The organism is Bradyrhizobium sp. USDA 4503 (assembly GCF_054055815.1).
Genome location: NZ_JBSRXS010000001.1, coordinates 7,506,883 through 7,525,780 on the forward strand (window position 1 = coordinate 7,506,883; position 18,898 = coordinate 7,525,780).

Annotated in this window: 13 protein-coding genes, 1 tRNA gene and 1 pseudogene; 12 read left to right on the forward strand and 3 right to left on the reverse strand. The window is 58.5% G+C overall.

The genetic code is table 11. From position 1 onward, the window contains the following. Positions 1–8: 8 nt before the first annotated feature. Positions 9–1,205 (forward strand): acyl-CoA dehydrogenase family protein, encoded by a 1,197-nt coding sequence (locus tag ACVMIH_RS35695; RefSeq protein WP_456864959.1) that lies wholly within the window; start codon positions 9–11, stop codon positions 1,203–1,205. 1,319 nt (positions 1,206–2,524) lie between these two features. Here the strand turns inward: ACVMIH_RS35695 and ACVMIH_RS35700 are convergent. Continuing rightward, positions 2,525–2,944 (reverse strand): annotated as a pseudogene (locus ACVMIH_RS35700) (CoA-transferase); the annotation flags it as partial. A gap of 36 nt (positions 2,945–2,980) precedes the next feature. Between ACVMIH_RS35700 and ACVMIH_RS35705 the strand changes: the two are divergent. The 6 genes from ACVMIH_RS35705 (at position 2,981) to ACVMIH_RS35730 (ending at position 8,638) form a co-directional block, all read left to right on the forward strand. Next, entirely contained in the window at positions 2,981–3,880 is a 900-nt protein-coding gene (locus ACVMIH_RS35705) for a cytochrome P450 (protein WP_456864961.1), read from the forward strand. A 508-nt stretch (positions 3,881–4,388) separates the two neighbouring features. Then, positions 4,389–4,847 carry an N-acetyltransferase family protein gene (locus ACVMIH_RS35710; protein WP_456864962.1) on the forward strand — a complete coding sequence of 153 codons (459 nt, stop codon included), beginning with the start codon at positions 4,389–4,391 and terminating at the stop codon, positions 4,845–4,847. Positions 4,848–6,072: 1,225 nt separating this feature from the next. Continuing rightward, complete coding sequence (locus tag ACVMIH_RS35715) at positions 6,073–6,717, forward strand: SDR family oxidoreductase (RefSeq protein ID WP_456864964.1); 645 nt, start codon at positions 6,073–6,075, stop codon at positions 6,715–6,717. 29 nt (positions 6,718–6,746) lie between these two features. Then, positions 6,747–6,974 (forward strand): hypothetical protein, encoded by a 228-nt coding sequence (locus ACVMIH_RS35720; RefSeq protein ID WP_456864966.1) that lies wholly within the window; start codon positions 6,747–6,749, stop codon positions 6,972–6,974. A gap of 88 nt (positions 6,975–7,062) precedes the next feature. Next, positions 7,063–7,386: a helix-turn-helix domain-containing protein gene (locus tag ACVMIH_RS35725; protein WP_456864968.1), complete on the forward strand. Its 324-nt coding sequence runs from the start codon at positions 7,063–7,065 to the stop codon at positions 7,384–7,386. Beyond that, complete coding sequence (locus ACVMIH_RS35730) at positions 7,361–8,638, forward strand: type II toxin-antitoxin system HipA family toxin (RefSeq protein WP_456864970.1); 1,278 nt, start codon at positions 7,361–7,363, stop codon at positions 8,636–8,638. The genes ACVMIH_RS35725 and ACVMIH_RS35730 overlap by 26 nt, the downstream gene beginning before the upstream one ends. 16 nt (positions 8,639–8,654) lie before the next feature. Here the strand turns inward: ACVMIH_RS35730 and ACVMIH_RS35735 are convergent, their stop codons facing one another. Continuing rightward, positions 8,655–9,041: a hypothetical protein gene (locus ACVMIH_RS35735; protein ID WP_456828112.1), complete on the reverse strand. Its 387-nt coding sequence runs from the start codon at positions 9,039–9,041 to the stop codon at positions 8,655–8,657. Between the two features lie 431 nt (positions 9,042–9,472). On the opposite strand from ACVMIH_RS35735, the gene ACVMIH_RS35740 reads away from it, so the two are divergent. Both ACVMIH_RS35740 and ACVMIH_RS35745 read left to right on the forward strand, forming a co-directional pair. After that, entirely contained in the window at positions 9,473–10,180 is a 708-nt protein-coding gene (locus ACVMIH_RS35740) for a hypothetical protein (protein ID WP_456864972.1), read from the forward strand. A 26-nt stretch (positions 10,181–10,206) separates the two neighbouring features. Next, on the forward strand, positions 10,207–10,437 hold the full coding sequence (locus tag ACVMIH_RS35745) for a hypothetical protein (protein WP_253624808.1): 231 nt from the start codon (positions 10,207–10,209) through the stop codon (positions 10,435–10,437). Between the two features lie 228 nt (positions 10,438–10,665). Here ACVMIH_RS35745 and ACVMIH_RS35750 read toward each other — a convergent pair. Further along, a tRNA-Ile gene (locus ACVMIH_RS35750) sits at positions 10,666–10,741 on the reverse strand. Between the two features lie 809 nt (positions 10,742–11,550). Between ACVMIH_RS35750 and ACVMIH_RS35755 the strand changes: the two genes are divergently transcribed. From ACVMIH_RS35755 to ACVMIH_RS35765, 3 genes are all read left to right on the forward strand, one after another. Continuing rightward, entirely contained in the window at positions 11,551–14,655 is a 3,105-nt protein-coding gene (locus ACVMIH_RS35755) for an efflux RND transporter permease subunit (RefSeq protein ID WP_456864974.1), read from the forward strand. Positions 14,656–15,465: 810 nt separating this feature from the next. Further along, positions 15,466–16,416 carry a sulfite exporter TauE/SafE family protein gene (locus ACVMIH_RS35760; protein WP_253624806.1) on the forward strand — a complete coding sequence of 317 codons (951 nt, stop codon included), beginning with the start codon at positions 15,466–15,468 and terminating at the stop codon, positions 16,414–16,416. A 1,178-nt stretch (positions 16,417–17,594) separates the two neighbouring features. Beyond that, entirely contained in the window at positions 17,595–18,734 is a 1,140-nt protein-coding gene (locus tag ACVMIH_RS35765) for an MFS transporter (protein ID WP_456866610.1), read from the forward strand. Positions 18,735–18,898: the final 164 nt, after the last annotated feature.

Sequence of the window (18,898 nt, forward strand, 5' to 3'; positions counted from 1 at the left end):
GACTGACCATGGCCAACGACAATCTCGCACGCAAGATCGACGACGACGTTTATGCCAGGCTCGATGCCGCCATCGACGCGACGGTGAAGGTGAATGCCGACCGCAACGATCGCGAGAGCCGCTTCCCACGCGAGAATCTTCGCGCGCTGGCGGAGGCCGGCTGGACCGGCGTGCTGAACGAGACCCAGTTCGGCGGGCTCGGCCTCGGCCATCTGGATTTCGCCGAGGCGGCGTACCGGATCGGGCAGGCCGACGCCTCCACCGGCCTGGTCTATGTCATGCACGTCGGCGCGGCCCAGACCATCAACCTGTTCGGAAACACCGATCAGAAGGAGCGCTGGCTGAAGGCCGCCAATGGCAGCCTGCTCGGCACCTACTCGACCAGCGAACGCGCCACCGGCGGTCACTGGTGGTACAATCTGTCCGAAGCTTCGCGCGACGGCGACGACTACCGCGTCAACGCCGAGAAGTCGTTCACAACGAGCTCGGGCCAGGCCGACTATTACGTGGTGCAGACGCGCACGCCGGGCGCCAAGGACCAGGCCGACATCATCTTCTTCATCGTCGACGGCAAGGCGGAGGGGATCGAGTCGCGGCCCTGGGATGCGCTCGGCGTGCGCGCCAACCATTCGGGCCCGATCCGCTACAACAATGTGCGGGTGCCGCAGCGCGACCGGCTCGGCGCCGAAGGGCAGGGCAAGGAAATCATCTATGACGGCGTGTCGCCGGTCTATCTGATTGGGCTCGGCGCGGTCTGGGAAGGCGTCGCGCGCGGCGCGTTGAATGCTGCGATCGCCCACACCACGAGTTTCGTGCACAAGGACAGGAACAAGAGCCTGTCCGACTATCAGGCGATCCGCCAGGAGCTCGGCGCGGCCAAGGTGCTGGTCGAGACGCTGCGGCCGTGGCGCAACGAGCTCGCGGGCAAGCTCGACGCGCTCTGGCGCGCCGGCAAGCCGCAGAGCGAAATCCTGATCCCGCTGACCGAGTTCAAGGTGCACGCCGCCGAGGTCGCCAACAAGGTCGCCGCGACGGCGCTGACGGTGACGGGCGGCTATGGCTATCATCGCGGCCCGATCGAGCGCGCCTATCGCGACGCGCGCGCGGCGATCGCGATGGGGCCGTCCAATGTCATCGCACGCGACTGGATCGGGAAGGCAGTGGTCGGTCTGCCGCTGGAGCTCTTCTACGAGGGGGGAGAGTAAGTCGAATAGGGGGACATCGCCAACCTTGGCGCACATGAGATGTCTCTCTTGAATAGCTCTCCATTGCCGGTGGCGGCGATGCTAGAGCGACCGGGACGTGTCTGTCGGGAGGTCGACGCTCTCGATCAGACCAGCGGCGTCCATGTCTACAGCAAGACTCCCGCCGTCTTCTCAGGGCGCCTTAAACGGAGCCTTATCTGTCGAATGGCAGCTAGGGCGCGTCCGAGATCAAGAGCGATCCTGTTGGCGATAATTGGATCCGCCATTTTGCTTCGATATTGAGGTCGATAATGACATTCATCATCGCCTGCCTTCCCGAACTCGCTATTGAGGGCCTCCCGAGAGAGGGGCAGATAATGTAATGGCGCCATCGGGACATCCAGGATTCGAACAAAGGACCGGCGGGCGCCGGCGCTAGCGCTCCGACTGTACGGTCCCGAGTCGGTCTGGCAGGAGGTCGGCCAGCGGCTCCTCGACGATGCCTGCGCTCGGCTGACCGGCCGTCAGGAAGATGAGGTCGATCCCGACGAGCCTGATCCGGATGATTTCCCGGCCGGTCCGAAGTGGCCGTGATCGCGCTACATTCGTGCTCAAGATTTTGATGGTTCGGCCCTGCAAGACGCGGGCGGCGCGAAAAATCAGCCGAGAGCGTGCAGTCGGGCGTGGCAGCGGCGACGCCAGAGACGTCGGCGGGTCCGCAGGATATCCGAAATGCGCCTGCTGCGGCGAGACAGGAGATCCGTCTCCAAATCCACCGCGATCGAGGCCAATCGGTACGCTCCCCCGACCATCCGCGTGACTTCCTCGTCCCCGATCGGACGATCGTCCCGATCGGCGATCCGCGCGTTACCGACGAACGTGCCGGTCTCGACGTCGATACAGGTGACGGTGCCCGGGCCCGCCGGATCTTCCGGTCCTGAGACGATTACGTGGCAGTCCCGATAAGGCAGTTTCCGCCTGCAGATGCTTGAGGGGGCCGAGGACACGTCGCACTTCCATTTTTGTCGCCGGCCAGGCACGTCGCCTGCGGCAAAGTTTCTTCGTGCGCGGGAGAAGCTCTCGCGTGTGCTTCGAGGATTGGCCGGCGGCGGTGAACGAGTGCCGCGAACGATCGCTACAATTTGAAACGTTCCGGCGAAGGGCGGGGCCGGTTCGTTTAATGGGAAAGAATCCGTTGCCTTCGAGACCTCGGCTCTGGCGATTTCCCAAGGATTCGTTGAGGAAGACTCGAACGAGCATTCCGTCAGGATCGCGGGCGGCGTTCCAGCTTAAGCTTCTGGAGGGCAGAACGAGTCACCAGCGGCATGGATAGCGTCGGCGACGACACAGTCGACGAGGATGCCCGGAATCTGCACTTCCCGCGGATTGAGCGAGTTACTGGCGGCGATCCGCTCCACCTGCACGATGACGAAGCCGCGAGAATTCTTCGCGGCCATTGCCATCGCCAAATTGTCGAGCGTAAGCGCCTCCCGCTCCATGGTGATGTTCCCCGCCGGATCGGCCGTCGTGCCCCGCAGCAACGCTACGTTGATCGGGAAGGACTTGTAGCGAAGCCACTCCTCGTCATTGATCCGCATCAGTTCGACGAGATCTTCGGTGGTCTTCTCGTTCAGTTTGCCGCCCTCGAGGCGCGGATCCACGAAAGTCTTCAGCCCGACCTTGGAGATCACGCCGGGACCGCGTGCAGCGATATTGCGATAGAGGTGGGAGATGCAACCAAGCGGGAGGTTATAGGCCTCGTGACACCAGGCCAGCACGCCCCAACTGGAGTTACTATGTCTAAGGAAAGGCGGAGCCAGCTACTCAAATGGGCCACGTATGGTGACCGCTGGATCATCGAAGATGATTATCTGAGCGAACTTCAGCTAGTGGGGCGTGCCCGGCCGGCACTCGCGTCTGAAGACGGCTACGGAAAAGGCATTCACATCGGGAGTTTCAGCAAGACGCTGAAACCGTCCCTGAACCTCGGCTTCTTGGTAGTCCCAGATGATCTAAAATCGCGGTTTGGGGAAGCTGCAGCGTGTCTGTCGCCGTCCTTCGCGACGGCAACTCATCTCGCGCTCGCACAGTTCATTGCCGAGGGGCGCGGAAAGCTCAAGCCAGGCAGTTGGGCCGAGATGTTGCACGATGCGGCGGATCGAGGAGAAATACCCAAGGAGCAAGCGAGCCTCATGGCGCTGTCTTATGTGGAGCCTTTCCTCGATACAACGATCTTTGCGACCTCCAGTGCGATTTGGCTATTCGCCAATAATCCCGATCAATGGGATCTCATCAGGGAGGATTCGACGCTGATTCCCAACGCGATCAGCGAAGTGATTCGGATGGAGTCGCCGATCCAAGGATTCTCACGGTTTGCTGTGCAAGAGCACTCGTTCGACGACATGGCGATTCCGCAAGAATCGCGTGTTATCGTGCTTTACGGCTCCGCCAATCGTGATGAGCGGAGATGGGTGGATCCGGGCCGGTTCGACGTACGTCGAGAGGGAGTGTCCGGCCAACTGGCCTTTGGCCACGGTGAACACTCATGCATCGGGATAAACCTGGCTCGCATGGAGATGGCAGCATTGCTGACTGCGCTTGCCAAGAGAGTGAAGCGTTTTGAGATCAGATCCAGCGAACGAGCCATAAACAACACACTGCGCGGGTTTAAGAAGCTGGACGTCATCGTCCATTGATCCCGTAGCGCAAGCCTATGCGGGCTGCGGCGCCGTCGGTCGCAGCCCGCCCTTGTTTCGGACCAAGGACTGCAGGCGTGTTGCGTGACGTTTGGCGCCCGGCCGGCAGTCAAAGGCCTCTACAGCGGGATGCAAGCGTCGGCTTGCTAGTTCGGCCACGCGAACGGTCGATCAAGGTGTCTGCTGATCCCAGGGATGGTACAGTAGTTTCTACGTTTGATGGGCCTATTATTCGTTGCCACCATAAGGCTGCAACAACCAATGATAGGCCGCGTACGCACCGGTGGGGACGCGGACTACAGCCGCATTACTCCCACAGCGACAAAGCTTTGCGGCATGGCGATATCTTGCGAGTGGCTAGATTCGGACGTGAACTATCATCTCGGCTGGCCGCGGAGAGCGATACCGCATAAAAGTGATCCCTCCGTCCATCAGCCGAGGAAAAGGTACGCGCTACATGGAGCAGCCGACAAGCCACGGTAGAACGAACACAATTGCGATACGGCCAATGGTCGAGAGCGACGTTCCGGAATTGCTTCGGCTAATGCATGCGATCGTCAGTTTTGAGCGTGGTCAGAACTTCGCGCTCAGCGAAGCGGAGTTGCTTCGCCGTGGCTTCGGTGAGCGGCCCGAGTTCGGCGCTTACGTTGCAGACGCAGGGGCACTCGCCGGAATGGCGGTCCACTACGAGATCCCATTCATGCATACTTTGCAGCCCCTTTTGATGATGAAGTGGCTCTATATCGATCCCGAGTATCGAGGCACGGGTATTGGCCGAAGGCTTATGCGCCAGATGGCGCTGCATGCTCGTAAAACGGGTCACGAGCGCTTCTGCTGGTTCGTGCTGACCGACAATGCGCCGGCGCAATCGTTTTACCGCGGTGTCGGTGCGACAGAGGACCCTGAGTGGAGACGATGGACCCTGCCGACTGACGCTTTAAACCGTCTCGTGGACGACGCAAGTTGACCGTCATCCACCCTTCCGATGCCTCGACGGCATCTTCGAGTGTCCACCTTGGGTGCTGTACCAAACAGATAGATTTGGTCCTTCGCCCAACGTGGCAAATGGTGAATTTCAAGAATCGCGACTTGCCGAGTAGTCACGACTCGCCGATTCTCATCGGTCCGGGGCTCCCCTGTGAGGGTAGTCTCGGTCTGCCGCCATCGGCATCTCTTCTGTGATCTAGCCGCAAGGCTGGAGGCTCAATCGGTCCGGGCTCCGCGTACAAGGAGCGAGCCTGCGGGTTGTCTTTTCCGCGCAACAGAGGAGGCAGAGCTATGCGAAGTCATAGCGCCAGTCGGAAGTCAGTTTTTGTAAACGCGTATCTCCGGTGGAGATTCGGGAAGTTGGAACAGGTTTGTTCTCACTACCGATCGGCACCCGGTCAACTGTCTTTCGACTTTTGATGAGGGGAGGCACCGGCTTCCCAGCATCGGCCGATGGCGGCAGTTGCGTCGCATGAGTTTAGCGTTCCATCGATGCCCGGAGGCGGTTGCTGGGCGTCATATGCGTGGATCGAAGAGGGCTAGTCGCAACGGTCTGAGAATGGACGCTAAGGATCTGATGAACACGACGAGGAAGCAGCACTTCATTCCCGAAATGCTTTCAAAGCGCTTCGCGCGCCCAGATGGCAAGTTCTTTTTCCATGATAAAAGGTTGGACGACAATCTGATCCGGCCTTCGACTCCGAAAAAACATCCTGCACCAACGTTATCTGTATTCGCCGGCAAATGCAGATGGCGAACGGGACTTTTCCCTTGAGGAGCGATACAGCCGCCTCGAGGAGCGGCGAATGAGCTTTTCGATCGAATTGAGCAGAAGCTCGATGAGGGAGGAAGTCCGGTACTTTCGGCCCGGAGCCGTCGGCTCCTAGATCATTTCATCTATGAGCAGTGGCGGCGCGTGCCCGATATGCACGCGCGAGTTCTGAAGCCCGAAACCTTCCGCTCCCGGGTCGAAACTGCGATAGGCGACTACGAGCGGACAAAGGGCCTTTTGCCCGAAGACGAGAAGGCCCGTCTCATTGATAGCCTCGATAACCCAGACGTCCTGAAGGAGATCCCAGGGCGTGCGCTCAGGAAGTCAAGCGGAGAAGTGCTGAGGGCCTTTCAGGAAAAGTCGCTGGTGATCGTCGAGGCTCCAAGCAATTCCGAATACATCATCGGAAGCTCGAATGTCATTAAGACGTCCAATGGTCCGAACGATCTCCACGACAGTTCGGTGGAGGGATCTGCAGAGCGGCGTCGAGACGAAAGGCATCGCGGACCAAGTGAATGCGATCGGGCGCATGGATGCGGTCATCCATAACGCGGGCGTCTACACACAGCGGAGTCGTGGTTCGACCCCGGAAGGCCATGCTGGAACGCTGGCGATCAATACTCTTGCACCCTACTTGCTGACGGCACTGATCGAGCGCCCCGCTAGACTGGTCTATCTCAGCAGCGGGCTGCATCGTGGCGGGGAAGGCTCGTTGGACGACCTCGATTGGACGAAAAGGTCTTGGGATTCGGCCAGGGCCTACGCAGAGAGCAAGCTGCACCTCGTTGCGCTGGCGTCCGCGCTGGCGCGACGCTGGCCGCGCGTCCTAAGCAACGCGGTCGATCCAGGCTGGGCGCGCACGAAGATGGGCGGCGCGGGCGCCCCGGTAGATGTCGAAACGGCTCAGAAGACGCAAGCCTGGCTGGCCGTGAGCGACGATCCGGCCGCGCTAGTTAGCGGCCGCTACTGGCATCAACTCCGGCAACAGGAGCCGGCGAATCAGGCGACTGATCCGAGCTTTCAGGACGAACTCATCGATAAGTTGGGCGAGCTGACCGGAGTTAAACTACCGGCGTAGGTAACCAGCGTGGATCTGCAAAACTACCTGTGGCGGACGCATTGCCTGCACTTGAAAAAAATATGAAAAAATTCCTTGATTTTGGCGTGTCGCCGGCGCCGTCGGAGACTTTGCTCTACAGCCGTTTTGGCGGGGCGGCGGGAGCCGTGGAAGTCCATACGGACGCCGCGGTTCGCCCCGCGCTGGTCGCAGATTGCTTTAGGGAACCGTGCTTTGGCCTAGAAGATACGTTTGAGGATCATTTCATTGTTAAATGATACGTAAACAGATCCGGTCCTTGACGAGGGTGACAAGAAATGATACCTTCTCGTATCTTATAAAAGAAAAAAGATACGTAAACAGATCATGGAACGGAACTCGGAAGCAACCCAACAACTAGGACGCCTCCTCCGGGATGCAAGAAAGCAAGCGGGCCTGACTCAAGAGCAGGTGGCCGAACGAGCGGGTATTTCCCGGCCACGTTACCGCGATATTGAGCAGGGCAACGCCGCTGCGCGGGCGACCACGCTGATCAACGTCGCGCGCGCCCTCGGCATGGAGCTAATGCTGATCCCACAGGCCATGGTGCCCGGCGTCAACGCACTCCTTCGGCCGTCCGAAGACGAGGACCGACCAGCGTTCACCACCGAAATGGATGATGATGATGAGCACCCGGGTCCGCGCCCCTAACACCATTCAGTCGCTGGACGTGTTCCTTAAAGACCTCAAGGTCGGAACGGTTGTGCGTACGCCGGGCGATTTCAACGCCTTCAGTCTCGATCCGGCCTATCGAGCTATGGCGAAGCCCCCGATACTAAGCCTCTCGCTCCGCTCCGCCGATGGTGGTCTTCGCAAGGATCCGAAGCCCGCAGCGCACATGCTGCCCGCGTTCTTCGCGAATATGTTGCCCGAGGACAAGCTTCGCGAGGCGATGGAAAAGCACCACGCGGGAGCAGTGAGGCAAGGAAACGATTTCGACCTCCTGGCGGCGCTTGGCGAAGACCTGCCAGGTGCAGTGCGCGTCGTGCCGAGCGACGGCAGCACCACGACAGCCGTACAAGACAATCCACGTGAGATCAAAGCGCGGTTTTCCTTGGCGGGAGTTCAGATGAAGCTCTCCGTGATGAAAAACACGGGCAAGGGTGGCGGATTGACTTTGCCTATCGGCGACGGGCAAGGTCAGTACATCGCAAAATTCCCCTCGACCAATCTTGTCGGATTGTCAGAAAACGAATTCGCCATTTTGGCGCTGTCCGAGGTCCTCGGAATGGATGTGCCGGAACGCGAGCTTGTCGAAAAATCCGACTTCGAGGGAATTCCCGAAGAATTCAATACGCTATCGACCGGCAAGGTCTTGCTGGTGAAGCGGTTCGACCGTGGGCCCAAAGGTACTCGAATTCACATCGAAGACTTCGCTCAGATCTTTGGCCGGCAGCCATCCCAAAAATACGATGACGCATCATACCACGACATCGCCTCCGCGCTGAATGTCGCGGTTTCGACCGACGCCGCACTCGAATTCGTTCGCCGACTGGCACTTGCCGCGCTCGTCGGCAACGGCGACATGCACTTGAAGAACTGGTCAACAATATATCCAGGTGATGGTTGCACTCCGGCCATCGGCCCCGTGTACGACGTCCTATCAACCACCGCTTATTTTCCGAAGGACGATATGGCGCTCTCTTTGGGAGGAGAGAAATCCTTCAAAGCGCTTACTCCGGACCGCTGGCGAAAGTTCGCCAATCGCGCCCGGCTACCTGAACCGGCGGTCATCTCGGCCGTCGAGGAGGTCGTATCGTTGGTGAACGACCATTGGTGGCAGCTCCCAGAACGGGAAGTCGTTCCGGCCGCTGTTCTTAGTAAGATCGATGCAAAAATCGAGGAGATGAGCCCGGTTCTAGATCCCGGCAACGTTCCGAGGCCTTCCCTGGCTAACCCCTGAGCTTGGTGCTGCCCATCTAGATCCGCGGTCGGGCTGATTGCGCTTCTGAACGCTCCACGTACTTTGCGTAGGCCCGGCGGATTCGGTTGTCGTCGTCTCCGCCGGTGTGGGTCTTTTCACTTCGTTCCCCAAAGGCGGCGACTGCGATCGCCGTATCGAAGACGCTTTCCACGGTGTCGCCATCACAAAAGGGGATCGCGACTGCCCCGAGATACTCGTCCCGCTTCCGCTTCTCGAGCCCCGACATCTCGTATTTCAGCGAAACCAGCACATGGATGACGTCGTCTTCGACTGCAGTCGGCTCGATCGCATAGAAGCGGTGGTCGCTTCCACAAACAAGATCAAACTGAATCGGCTTGGCGATCTTCTTCACAAAGTAGGCTGCGATATCGGTGGCTCTCATCGTCGGCACTCCTGCTGCCGAAGATTCTATGACCGCATCCTGCAAGACGCGAGCGAGGAAAGCACGTCGGCGATATGAAGCGTGGTCAAAACGTGCGGCCCTGAAAGGGTGGACGCGGAGACCGGTGGCGTCCCGCGCGGATCGTTAAGATTGAAGGCGTCGCGGTGAGAAATGACACCGGTACATGTCGTCGAAAATAATCCGTCGCTTTTCGAGACGATTGATGCCTGGAGCTTTCAAGGATTCGTTGACGAAGAAGCGACGGTTGCCCCGTCGGCATCGCCGTCGGCGGCCTCGACTTAATCTTCTGGAAGCCAAAGCGAGAGCAGAAACGGCACAAAGCGAGGGGGCGACGGATGCCGAGATTGGCTGATGAAAGGTTTGCGGCGCTGGTCAGGCAGGTGATGCCATCCAGGGTCGGAGGGTGGAACGTGCAGGTCGTCGACGATCACAAAGAAGCTTGTGCAATGTTCAACCGCGACGTTCTGCCCGTTCATCGGGACTGGCTAACCGCCGTCTACGACACTGGATTGCATTCTGTTCTTGAATATCATCCGTTGAGCTTGAAGAGGGTGCCGTCCCAAATTCTTCGAGGACCGGCCTCGCTTACCGTCGTAGACGTCTGGCAGGCTTGCCCGGTCAAAAAGGGCTACAAAGGCCGCCTATCCGAGAAACAAGGCTTTCTGGTGCGAACCGCGAAGGGCGGTGGGGTGGCGTTCGCCAGCAATGCCGCCGCGGCGGAGATGGACGCTCTTCGCGCAGCCAGACGCGCGGTTTACGAACGGGCCCGCCAGACGCGGGCTCGGGCTCGACGGAACGAGGACTATCAAGGTCTGCTGAGCAACCGCCTTGCTCTCAGGAAATACGACGGCGCGTTCCGCGTCCCGTTGCGGGACTACGAACGGTGGCTGCCGACGCAGACGGCCGAAGCGTTCAAGCTTTACGGTGAAGACGGTGTCCCGCTTTTGGTGATCGAGCATGAGGCCTTTGATCTGGTACCCTCATTGAACGACCGGGATCTTGCGGATCTGGTCTACCAATTGGACCGCGACGTCGCGCGCGCGCAGACCGAGGCAGACGACCGGTCAATAGACCAGGCATTGGAGCGGCTGGCCGAGTTGGATGCCGCTCGAGAGTAGGCGCCGGAAATGCCAGCGACGCGACGATGATCATCATCGTCGAAATGTACGAATGGGACCCAGAGAAACCGCCTAGCAGGCGCCGATCATCGGCGCCGCATGATCAGCATGGTGCTGCTGCTCGTCGGCATGTCGATGATGATCGCCACGGCATCGGCATCGTCACCGGCATCATCATCTCCAGCACTACCAGCAGCAGCACCACCACCACCGGCGGCAATACCATCCTCGCATCCCGATCGGCGCCGTCGGACTAGCCGACGGCCCAGGGGCCGCTGACCATAGTTGCGATCTCAGCGAAATCGCGCACCGTACTCACGGTGAAAGCAGCGCAGCGTTAATGTTTGGGTTCGAGATTTTCTTCCGATTTGAGGTGATCTGGCAATGACTTACAAAATCGAGTCGTTCTTAGAGCCCGGAATCGAGTCGCTCTTATAGCCCAAGCGAGTCGTTCTTAAAGTGGACCAACATATTATTAACGAAATTGGTGGGCCCGGCAGGACTCGAACCTGCAACCAAACCGTTATGAGCGGTTGGCTCTAACCATTGAGCTACAGGCCCCGCCACTAAAAGGCGGCGGCGCGGCATGCTGGCATCGTTACAGGTTGTCTGTCGCTCCCGCAAGGTTCAGTCACACTTCCGCGCCCGGGCTTCGGACTTCTCCGCATACGTTCCTTTCCCGTTCTGTAGCTCGAAGCGTGAATTCGGTCCGAAGGCCTGCTTTGGCGCAGTTATCATGTGTCGTTATGAAGGCGCGCGACGTGCGTAGAATTAGCAGGCCGCGCCGGAGCCGAGTCAAAAGATACGGTTTTCCAACCTAGCGAGCTCTTCACTGGTGTTGAGGCGGGCGATGAGGCTTCAGCGTTCCGTTTTGACAAAACCTTGGTATAGGTTTGACAGCCCATCCTATATTACCCACTCACCTTTGTAGAGTTGAGCATCCATCAGATCGTTTCTACTTTCGACATCGAAGCCGGATCATTCGAACGAGCGATCGAAGCGAAGCCTTGAGCTGGCTTGATTCCTTGCTGGAAGTGGTTGCGTTCCATCAAGGTCTGAGGACGAAACTACATGAAAACAGGTGAGCCCAATTCCACGTCTCGAGGCGGCTCGCAGGCTGCTTAGGCGCAAAAAAGACATGGATGTTTAACTTGGGAAGTGCTCCCGCAATTCGAGGTCGCGGTCAGTGATGAGAAGGGTAGGGCCGATGTTCATCCAAGCAACCAAGATGTAAGAAGCGCAGCACTGAGCTCCCTGCTTGGGAGCGTGTGCCTTTGGATCAGGCGTTTCCAGCTCCCAAATTTTACGCGCATTAGCCGCGGGCAGCGCGACCTGCTCGCGAATTTGCGTTACCTTGAATGCGAGTCGAGATGGCATTTACCGAACTTTTCATCAAACGCCCGGTGCTGTCCGTCGTCCTCAGTCTCCTGATCCTGCTGATCGGACTTCGCGCGGCCGCCGTTCTGCCGATCCGGCAGTATCCCAAGCTGTCCAATACGGTCGTCAATATCACGACTTCCTATCCTGGCGCCTCCGCCGACATGATCCAGGGGTTCATCACCGCTCCACTGGAGCAGGCCGTCGCTTCCGCCGAGGGCGTCGACTACATCACTTCCTCATCGGTACTCGGTACGTCGACGATCCAAGTCCACATAAAGCTGAATTTCGATCCCAACGAGGCGCTCACCGAGGTGCTTTCTAAGGTCAACTCAATCAAATATTTAATCCCGAAGGAATCAAACGATCCAGTCGTCACTAAGGCAACGGGTCAGGCCACCGCTGTCATGTATATCGCTTTCTCCAGCGAGGAACTGACGGCCAGCGCGATTTCTGACTATCTCTCGCGCGTCGTGCAACCGGTTATGTCAACCGTTGACGGCGTCGCCGCGGCAGACATCCTGGGCGGCCAAAGTTTTGCGATGCGGCTATGGCTCGATACGGCGAAAATGGCAGGGCGCGGCGTCTCGCCGGCTGATGTTTCGGCTGCAATCGCCGCCAATAACTTCCAGGCGGCGGCCGGCCAGACCAAGGGATATTTCACTATCTCCGACGTCACGGCAAATACCGACCTACGGAGTGTAGATGACTTCAAGCGCATGATCGTTAAAGCCAATGATGGTGGCTTTGTGCGCATTGAGGACATTGCGACAGTCGAGCTTGCCGCACAGACGACAGACGTCAGTGCCGTCATGAACGGCGAGCACGCGGTCGTCATCGGCGTGCAGGCGGGTCCACAAGGCAATCCGCTGAACATAGTGCGAGGTGTTCGCGCGCTGTTTCCAGAAATGGAGCGTAACCTGCCGCCATCGCTCAAGATGAAAGTGGCCTACGATTCAACGAAATTCATCCAATCGTCGATCGATGAAGTGGAGAAGACGCTCATCGAGGCCATCGTGATCGTGGTGGTGGTGATCTTCCTGTTCCTGGCCTCGCTGCGATCGGTCGTCATTCCCGTCGTCACCATTCCGCTGTCGCTCGTTGGCGTCTGCAGCTTGATGCTGGCGCTGGGGTTCTCATTCAACCTCCTGACCCTGCTTGCGATGGTGCTCGCGATAGGTCTTGTGGTCGACGACGCGATCGTCGTGGTGGAGAACATCCATCGTCATCTAGAGGAAGGGGCGCCGCCCCTGCAGGCCGCCACGAGGGGAGCGCGCGAGATCGTGGTCCCCGTTGTCTCCATGACGATTACGTTGGCGGCCGTATACGCCCCCATCGGCTTTCTCGGTGGCCTCACCGGTGCGCTGTTCCGCGAGTTCGCGTTCACGCTGGCCGGGGCGGTGATCGTGTCTGGCGTGATCGCTTTGACGCTGTCGCCGATGATGTGCTCGGTCTTTCTAAAGAGCGCCGGGGAGGGGCGGTTTGCAAGATCCGCGAACCGCGTGTTCGCTGCCATGACATGCTGGTACGGCCGCAAGCTTGATCGCTCGCTCGACTATCGCCCAATTACCTGGCTGTTTGCGCTGACCATGCTGGGCCTTGTCGGCTTTCTCTATGTGCATACCTCTAAGGAACTTGCACCCGAGGAGGATCAAGGTATCGTATTCGCACTCACGAAGGCGCCGAAATATGCCAATATCGACTATCTCGACTATTACGGTGCCAAGCTCGAAAAGGCATTCCGGAAGTTTTCCGAGACCGATTTGAGCTTCGTGCTCAACGGAAGTGGCGGCTCGCAATCAGGCATGGCCGGAATGTTGCTGAAGCCATGGGACGAGCGCAAGCGATCATCGATCGTGCTTAGGTCCCTTGTTCAAGCTGAGCTGTCGAAAATCGAAGGCATTAACGCATTTGCTTTTAGCTTACCGGCGCTTCCGGGCGGATCGGACGGCCTGCCCGTTCAGATGGTGATCAATTCGACGCTTGGCTTCCAATCCGTCTATGAGCAGATGTCGAAACTGAAGGACGCCGCGCGCAAGAGCGGTCTGTTCATCGTTAGCGACTCTGACCTCGAATTCAACCAGCCGGTGGTGCGAATCAAGGTCGATCGGTCCAAGGCCAACGATCTTGGCATCACCATGCAGAATATCGGCGACGCGCTCGCCACCCTACTTGGCGGAAACTACATCAATCGCTTCAATCTGCAGGGCCGCTCCTACCAGGTGATCCCGCAGGTGCCGCGCGAGAAACGCATGGCCCCGGAAGCGATTGGGAACTACTATGTAAAGACTGCGACGGGCTCGATGCTTCCGCTATCTACCGTCGTCTCGGTCGAGACTGCGACTGATCCGAACGCGCTCACCCACTACAACCAGCTCAACTGCGCGACCTTTCAGGCCGTGCCGATGCCTGGGGTCACGATCGGTCAAGCCGTGGACTTTTTGGAAGCAGAGGCAAAGAAGCTGCCGGCGGGTTTCAGCCACGACTTCCTTGCCGACGCGCGGCAATATGTGCACGAGGGTGACCAACTTGCCATCACCTTCGCATTTGCACTGATCGTCATATTCTTGGTGCTTGCGGCGCAGTTCGAAAGTCTGCGCGATCCCCTCATTATTATGATCAGTGTACCCATGGCAATTGTCGGCGCCTTGATACCACTATTCTTTGGCTGGGCGACGATGAACATCTACACTCAGGTCGGGTTGCTGACGCTGGTCGGTTTAATTTCCAAGCACGGGATCCTGATGGTTGAGTTCGCCAACGAGCTGCAGCTCAAGGAGAGACTTGACAGTCGCTCGGCGATAGAGATGGCGGCTCGCGTCCGACTTCGTCCAATCTTGATGACGACGGCGGCGATGGTCACAGGCGTGGTACCTTTGTTGGCGGCAACAGGAGCTGGCGCCGCGAGCCGCTTCTCGATTGGGCTGGTGCTCGTCGCGGGCATGTCTATCGGCACGCTGTTCACGCTCTTCGTCCTGCCGGCGGTCTATGTCGCGATCGCCTCCGATCACCGTGTCGATGCGAGTGCCGGTCACGCGAAGAAGGGCGCCAAGTTCGACCTCACCAGCGCTGCCGAGGCCCAGCCGGCCGAGCAATAACGCCAGGATCAGGCCGGATTGACTGATTACTGCTCTCGGTAGGGACGTTTCTTGCCAAACGTGGTAATGCTGCCCGAAATTCGGGGCGGGACCAAAGGACGGTCTCTCGTGGCGGCGCTCCTCTCGACCCGTCGTTCGCCCGCGGCAAAGGACTGCCTCATAGAGGGGAAAGAAGATCATTTCAAGGTGTCGGCGTCGTGAACGGCGGAGCCTCAGGAGGGGCGTAACGCTCCGTTGCATCGAGATCTTCGCGCCATTGCCGCCGAGGTTGCCGCGCATCGGGCTCTCGAAGAACACGTCAACAATCCGCTGTTGCTTCGCCACGATGAATTGCCGCATGTTCACCGCAGCCGAACGTTGGCCCACCGCGCCGCGCGCGGAGAGAATTAATGCGTTCTCGAGCAGAAGACAGCTTTTCTATCATCCAAATTGCTCTTGAAAGAGAATTTGCTTTCTTTCGTCTGGCCGCGTTGAATTGCTAGCTGAAAGAGATGAACTCCGGTCTGATCCGCCTTAGGGTGCTACCGCAAGTGCAATTCTGTGGGATTGGAGAACTGGTTGTCCGCACTTATACGGATGCTGACGCTGTTGCGATTTCGATACGAAGGCCATTGGTTGAGCAAACTGAGGCGCATGGCTGGGTGATTTAGTTAGGTAGCGGGGAGTACAGCGCCGCTTATTGTTGCACAACTGCAGCCCGTAACAGGGAGCGAATGTAGAAGCTCTGCACTTGACCACGGCCGTCGCCATTATCAAGGCGGCCGGAGCTCGTAAGCGAGTGGTCAGAATCTTTCGCAATCTTGAAGACCAATGTTTACGCCTGATTCCCTGGCGGGATTGGACGCGCTCTGGCGTGAGAAAGTTAAGGAAATGCCTGGGTTTGATGCTTCTATCTGGTTCCTGGCCGCAACGACGTGTTTTGCGGCTTTCGTAAACGGAGCCATTGGCTACGGTTTTTCGTCGCTCACTGTGCCGCTTGCGCTGGTTTTCTACACCAATCGCATTCTCAATCCTGCCATCGTCATCGTCGAAGTCTTCGTCAACGTCTACGTGCTCCTCATCAATTTGAAGGGCGTACCGGCGGTTTGGAGACGCGTGTTTCCCATCTTGGTTGGGCTCTTGCCGGGCATTGCGCTTGGCGGCTATGCATTGGCTTCACTGCAGCCAGGCTGGATCAAATTCGCCACCTACACGATCATTCTTCCCTTGATCCTGCTGCAAGCCGCCGGTTGGCGCCGCCCTATCGAAGCAAGCTGGCTGATCGGTCTGCCATTCGGATCGATGCTGGGCATCCTCTATTCGGTGACGACTATCTCCGGCCCGCCCTTGGCGATGCTGTTTAACAATCAGGGCCTGGTCAAAAACGAATTTCGCGCCGGCCTTGCCCTGGTGCGCGTGGCGGAATCGAGCGTGACCGCTTTCGTCTATTACAAGCTCGGTCTGTTCATTTCCGAAAGCGGCAGTCTTCTCCATGTCTTAGTACCCAGCGTTGTGCTCGGCATCCCGCTGGGATCCTACGTCATTCGCCGACTTGATCCGGAGATATTTCGACGCATCTGCATGAGCTTCGATGCTTGGATCGTGGGCTTCGGTTTGTCACGGGTTCTGATCGAGCTCAATCTAGTGCAGAGCGCATGGGCTTATAGCGTGATGGCCGCGACGATATTGATCGATCTTTGGTTGCTATACTCGTTCCTTACCACGCGCCGTTCGAGCTGGTCAGAACGGCGACCTCGGCAAGGTGCGGGTATAAGCGCTTGAACGATGCCAGCGGGCCCTTGATGTCGAAGGCACCCGTCCTGGACCTGGCCAAGCGATCGCGGAGCTAATTGAATTGATGTGCTGGCGGCGCCGCGCTGCCCCTTTCGGTGTCGACGAGAACGACATGGACATCCAGCTGATTGCTCCAAAGACAACACAGCGCACGAGCCAGATATCCAATATCAGAGGAAAGCCCAGAACATTTGGAGGCTGATGTTCTTGCCGTTCCACTCGAAATGGTGGTGATCTTCGCCAGTGCACACTAACCTTGAAAGACCGGATCACCCGAAATGCGAAGACATTTGGCACGGCGTAGGGGATCACCAGCCTGAAGCCGGGAATAAAAGGAATCTCACAAGTATTGGACCGGCATTGACGGCTTGCGCGCGACCGCCATCCTATCGGTCATCGCCTTTCACTAAGGCTCAATCGTCCCCGGCGGCTTTATCGGCGGAGAGGTCTTTTTCGTCATCAGCGGGGACTTAATTACGTCCCAGCTCGTCCCAGAGATCCCCGCGCACACGTTCAGCCTGCTCAGCTTCTACCATCGTCGCACTCGGCGCAATCTCTGCCAGATAACGAGATGGCAATTCGCTGAGATCATTGGGCTGACGGAAGCGCTTGCGCAGAAGCCAGATGCACGGCCCGAGGCGTCGCGCACGCCGCACGAATGAAGGGGGCCTTGGCCTCCGCGACAGTGCCGAATAAAGCTAGGTGTTGATCTGGAAGCCCGCTCTGGTGATGCGCGTTGTATTGATCTTGCAACCAGTGTCGTTGCTTATGATGAGAGCTTCCGGATTGGCTGAAAAGGGATGTCATAAAAACTGACGACCGTGTTCGAGGTGAATCAGCGCATGGAAGGGGGCGCTGGGCTTTGTATGTTTTCCGACAAGGATCCTTGAGCTTTGCGCTCCGTCGGGTACCAGCAAAGACGATTGTCACTCGTAGGGCTGGTTTATCCAAGAAAGATTGCGCGACACGCCGGATGGTGATCGACAATTACTCTCATTTGACGTTCGCGCGCCAGGACTTGGGCCCGTTTTGCGACGGCATAGCATTTGCAGAGATGAAGATTGTCAACTTGAGGCCGTCATCATCGAGCTTCGGGCCGCTTGCAGGCGTAGCGCACGGGATGAGGTGCGCCGCGCTCGCGAGCCGTTCTCTCAGGAGTGCCTGTGATACCATCTGCCAATTGGTCTGCGGGCCTGCTCGGGACGCGGCTCGCATTTTTTGTGGCCGGCTTCGGCCTCGCGGCCTGGGCGCCTTTGGTGCCGCTCGCGAAGGAGCGGCTTGGGGTGGATAACCGCGTGCTCGGTCTTCTGCTGCTCTGTCTCGGAGCGGGGTCCGTCATCGCTATGCTTTTGACCAGTGTGTCGAATGCGCGCTACGGCAGCAAGCCCATCATCATCGCGGGTGGGCTTGGCATCTCGCTCATCCTGCCGTGGCTTGCAGTTGCCGGCACACCTCTCAGCCTTGGTGCCATGCTGTTTGCTTTCGGTGTTTCACTTGGTTCGATCGACGTAGCCATGAATATTCATGCGATCGAATTGGAGCACGTCACAGGACGTCCATTGATGTCCGGCTTCCACGCCCAGTACAGCATTGGCGAATTCACCGGCTCTGCCGCGGTGACCTCGTTCCTTTCGCTGCAGCGTGGACCGCTTATCTCGACGTTGATCTGTTCGGCCCTAATGATGATCGCGATTATGTCAGCATGGCCGCGGCTGCTCGCCATGAGTTTGAGACCGCAGGAACCGTTGTTTGTCTTGCCCAATCGCAGTGTGTTGCTGGTAGCCGTACTCGCGGCTGTCACCTTTCTCGTCGAAGGTGCAATGCTTGATTGGAGCGCTTTGCTTCTCGTTGGGCAAGGCCTCCTCGCAGAGGCGCACGGCGGCCTTGGTTGTATGCTCTTCTCAATTGCGATGGCCGCAGGCCGTCTCAGCGGAGATACCATGGTAGCTCGGCTCGGCGAGCGTACCACATTGATGCTCGGGACCGTGCCAATTTTGACCGGCTTCTTGGCCGTGGTGGTCGCGCCGATTGCGTTGATTGCCATGGCGGGGTTCGTGCTTATTGGATTGGGTGTTTCAAATGTTGTACCCGTACTGTGTCGACGCGCCGGCAAACAGAGAGTGATGCCCGTAGGCGTTGCGATTGCAGTCATCACCACAGCCGGGTATGCGGGTATACTGGTCGGTCCCGCCAGCATCGGGCTCGTCGCACACATGGTCGGCTTGCCGTTAGCGTTCGCGATGTTAGGCGTGCTCATGTGCATCGCGACGCTGTCGGCGCGGATGGTGATGGCAGAGTCTCTCTAAGCGTCGGCTCAGAGGGAATAGCGACGCGCGTCGAGCTAATGACCGGTCGCAAGGCGGCGTTCGTGCCGACCGTCGATAGCTCGCAACTTGATGGCTGTGGAACAGCACGTCGATCATGCCTCTGTCCCTGCAAGTCGGCTGGCTGAGCCGCAGCTTTGACATAC